This window comes from Mesorhizobium sp. M7A.F.Ca.MR.362.00.0.0 (assembly GCF_004023175.1).
In the GTDB taxonomy this organism is placed as follows: domain Bacteria; phylum Pseudomonadota; class Alphaproteobacteria; order Rhizobiales; family Rhizobiaceae; genus Mesorhizobium.
The window spans coordinates 7,156-10,598 of the sequence record NZ_RZTF01000227.1; the positions used below are offsets into that span (position 1 = coordinate 7,156).

4 protein-coding genes and 1 pseudogene are annotated in these 3,443 nt (G+C 64.8%); 2 read left to right on the plus strand and 3 right to left on the minus strand.

The annotated features are described in order from the left end of the window. Positions 1-134: 134 nt before the first annotated feature. Together EOC06_RS23930 and ada are read right to left on the minus strand one after the other, a co-directional pair. Entirely contained in the window at positions 135-344 is a 210-nt protein-coding gene (locus EOC06_RS23930) for a hypothetical protein (RefSeq protein WP_245469985.1), read from the minus strand. 18 nt (positions 345-362) lie between these two features. After that, positions 363-1,486, minus strand: a pseudogene (gene ada / locus EOC06_RS23935) (bifunctional DNA-binding transcriptional regulator/O6-methylguanine-DNA methyltransferase Ada). Between the two features lie 122 nt (positions 1,487-1,608). Between ada and EOC06_RS23940 the strand changes: the two are divergent. Continuing rightward, complete coding sequence (locus EOC06_RS23940) at positions 1,609-1,749, plus strand: hypothetical protein (protein WP_245469987.1); 141 nt, start codon at positions 1,609-1,611, stop codon at positions 1,747-1,749. A 77-nt stretch (positions 1,750-1,826) separates the two neighbouring features. Here EOC06_RS23940 and EOC06_RS23945 read toward each other — a convergent pair whose 3' ends face one another. Continuing rightward, positions 1,827-2,276, minus strand: a complete 450-nt coding sequence (locus tag EOC06_RS23945; protein ID WP_128308947.1) for an ester cyclase — start codon at positions 2,274-2,276, stop codon at positions 1,827-1,829. Positions 2,277-2,525: 249 nt separating this feature from the next. Between EOC06_RS23945 and EOC06_RS23950 the strand changes: the two genes are divergently transcribed. Further along, positions 2,526-3,443, plus strand: a 918-nt coding sequence (locus EOC06_RS23950; protein ID WP_128308948.1) for a PAS domain-containing protein, incomplete at its 3' end; no start/stop codon positions are given.

The following is a 3,443-nucleotide window of genomic DNA, read 5'->3' on the forward strand; positions in this document are numbered from 1 at the left end:
ATCTCCAACGTTGCAGGACGAGAGCCGGCGCCGGAACTGCCAATCTCCCTCCTTGTGGGGGAGATGTCCGGCAGGACAGAGGGGCGCGCCATAGAGTGCTGATTTTGAACCGTCCGCACTTCAGCCAAGCATGCTCATGCCACACGCGTGACCGACACTTCTCCGAGCACGAACACCTCACCGCTCAGCAGCCGCAGCTCGATGTCGCCGGTTGCGGTGTGGTTCCACTCAGCCTTACCCTCATCGACAAGTCCGCCGATGGCAGCCATGACTTGGGATTTCGCCTTTTCGGCGCGTTTGCCGGCGGTGGTCCCATCGGTGACGCTGTCATGAGATCTTGCCATCGCGCGCATGCTTGGCCGTCATCTCCGCGCGGATCGGTAGGCGCTGCCGGGTGCGTTCGACCCGTCCGCCTCGCGGTCGAGCAGCGCGCGCTTGCGCTCCGCGCCCCAGGCGTAGCCGGACAGGGCGCCGTCTTTGCGGATCACGCGATGGCAGGGAATGGCGACGGCAAGGTTGTTGGCCGCGCAGGCGGCGGCGATGGCGCGGGTTGCCTTCGGCGCGCCGATGCGCTGCGCGATCTCGGCATAGGAAACCGTGCGGCCGACGGGGATGTCGCGCAAGGCCTGCCAGACGCGCTGCTGGAACGCCGTGCCGCGCACGTCGAGCGGCAAATCGAGACCGAGCGCCGGAACTTCGACGAAACCGACGACGCGGGCGACCAGCGCCTCGTAGTCGTGATCGCCGCCGATTAGCCGTGCCCTGGGGAAACGGTCCTGCAGGTCGCGCACCAGTGCGTCAGGATCGTCGCCGAGCAGGATCGAGGCGACGCCCTTTTGACTGGACGCGACCAGGATGGCGCCGAGCGAGGTCTCGCCGACGGCGAAGCGGATCTCTTCATCGGCGCCGCCGGCGCGATAGCGCGTCGGCGTCATGCCGAGCATGCCAGTGGATTTCTCATAAAAACGTCCGCTCGAATTGAAGCCGGCATCGTAGATCGCCGTCGTCACGCTGGCGCCGTCTTCCAGGCCCTGGCGGACCCTGGCGGCGCGGTGCGCGGCGGCATAGTCCTTCGGTGTCAGCCCGGTGGCCGCCTTGAAGATACGATGGAAATAACCGGTGCTGCGGCCGGCAGCATCAGCCAGTTCAGCCAGGATGGTTCTTCCTCGCTCTGCTCGATCCTGCGGCAGGCAGCGGCGACCATCGCCGCGTTGCCGGCCTCGAGCGACGGGCCATTCGGTCGGCAGCGCCGGCACGGGCGAAAGCCGGTGGCCTTGGCCTGATCGAGCGTGTCGTGCAACTGCACATTTTTCGGATTGGCGCGCCGAGACGGGCAGGAAGGCCGGCAATAGACGCCGGTCGTCGCCACCGAATACCAGAATGCGCCGTCGGCCGACTTGTCGCGCGCGACGATTCGCGCCCAGCGCGGATCGTCGGCGGCTTGCAGCGGCGTGGATTTCAGATTCTTGGCCAGGGTGATGAACATGGCCGCATTGAAGCCGCCAAAGGCCGGCCTCGCCACCCGTTTCCTGACAAGGGTCAGGAGGGTGCAAGCCTGTTCGTCGGAACACACAAAGAGTATGACAGGATTGATCCGGAAAAGGTGTGATGGAAAACATTCGACCCATCAAGACCGAAGCCGATTACGATTGGGCAATTGCCGAAATCGTCAAATATTTCGGGAATGAGCCGGAGGTCGGCTCTCGCGATGGTGACCGCTTCGACGTTCTCGCAACTCTGATCGAGTGAGGACAAGCACTATCCGATCGAAGCCGCCGATCCCGTTGAAGGTGGGCCATCGCCTGGACGGCGATAGCCCTTTCGAATCAGGCAGCCTTCATCAAGCCGAGCTGGGTGAGGGCGGCGACGCCGTCATCGAGGCCGATCTCCTCGACGATCCTGCCGTCGACCACCTTCAGCACCGTGGTGCCGGTGAAACGCATCGTGCGGCCGGTGGCGGCCGGCAGCGAGCCGGCGAGGAAATCGCCGAAGGCCGGGCCGGTATGCGTGCCGCCGCCCTCCCACTGGCCGACGACATAGTCGCCCTCGGCAATCAGGTCGGCCGTGGCCCAGAAGCTGAGGTCCGGGAAGGCGGCGCGGAAGCCGCTCATGAAGGCCTTGATGTCGTCGCGGCCGCGGCGCGGCTCGTGCAGCGAGTATTTCAGCAGCATGTCGGGTGCCGCAATGTCGTCGACGACGGACAGGTCGCAGCTTTCACCCCAGAAGTCGGTGAACCATCTGACGACGACGGCCTTGTTGTCTTCTTGTCTGGTCATTGGAAGATCCTCTTGTCTCTGCAATGTGATCATCGGCGCCGCCGATGATCCGGGATCACCGGATTGGCCGATGACCTGGAGCCATGACTAGGAACATCCGGCCGATGCGAAACTCCGGTTCTTGCCGGCCAATCGAAGAGCAGAGGCGGCAGGTGAGGAGCCAACAAAGCAGCCCGCCATCGCCGTGGTAACTGTTTCTTCTCTGGTTTTGCCGCAGATTGCCCTGCGGTGGAGCAGGCGAAGCAGACGATGGCGCGTCAGGGCAAGAAAAGTCGCAATGGAACGTTCTGGGCCAAGGCCCTGGAGCGCGCCCATCTTGGTGTCTGGGACTGGGATCTTGTAACCGGCGACTGCTTCTATTCCGCGACCTGGGCGCGGATGCTGGGCTACGATGAGAGCGAACTTGCCAACACCAGCGACCTGTGGCTGCAACTGACCCATCCCGACGACCGCGAGCGGGCGCTGGCCAGCGGCGACCGCCACATTGCCGGCCTGACCGACGCCATCGAGACCGAATTGCGGCTGAAGCACAAGCAGGGACACTGGGTGTGGGTGCTCGATCGCGGCGGCGCCGTCGAGCGCGACGCGATGGGAAAGCCGCTCAGGCTGATGGGTGTGCAGACCGACATCTCCAAGCAGAAGGCGGCCGAAGCCGAACTCGAGCAGGTCAATGTGCGCTTCCGCCTGGCGCTTGCCGCCAGCGGTACCGGCATCTGGCACCACGACCTCGCCACCGGCAAAAGCTATTGGGACGAACGCACCAGGGAGATTTTCGGGCTTGTCTCCGACACCGCCGAAGTCGAGCGCGACCACTGGTTCGGCTATCTGCATCCGGACGATAAGGAGGCCGCGTCGCGCGCGCATCTGGTGCCGCTCGAAACGGACAAGGTCACCGCCGTGCAATACCGCATCGTCCGGCGCGACGGAGAGGTCCGGCACATAGAATCCCTGCTGCGTTTCATCGCCGACCCGCAAATCCCGGACCGCCGGCTGGCGGGGCAGATCCTGGGCACGGTGCGCGACATCACCGAAGACAAGCAGCGCGAGCAGGAGCTTGCCTATGCGGCCCGCCATGACGCGCTCACCGGTCTCTTGAACCGCGCCGCGTTCGACCGGCTGCTGGCCGATCACATCGCGGCCCCGCAGTTGCTGCCGCTTTCCGTGTTC

Coding starts and splice junctions, on each gene's coding strand:
- EOC06_RS23930 (WP_245469985.1), bottom strand. CDS start 344: ATGGCAAGATCTCATGACAGCGTCACCGATGGGACCACCGCCGGCAAA.
- EOC06_RS23940 (WP_245469987.1), top strand. CDS start 1,609: ATGGAAAACATTCGACCCATCAAGACCGAAGCCGATTACGATTGGGCA.
- EOC06_RS23945 (WP_128308947.1), bottom strand. CDS start 2,276: ATGACCAGACAAGAAGACAACAAGGCCGTCGTCGTCAGATGGTTCACC.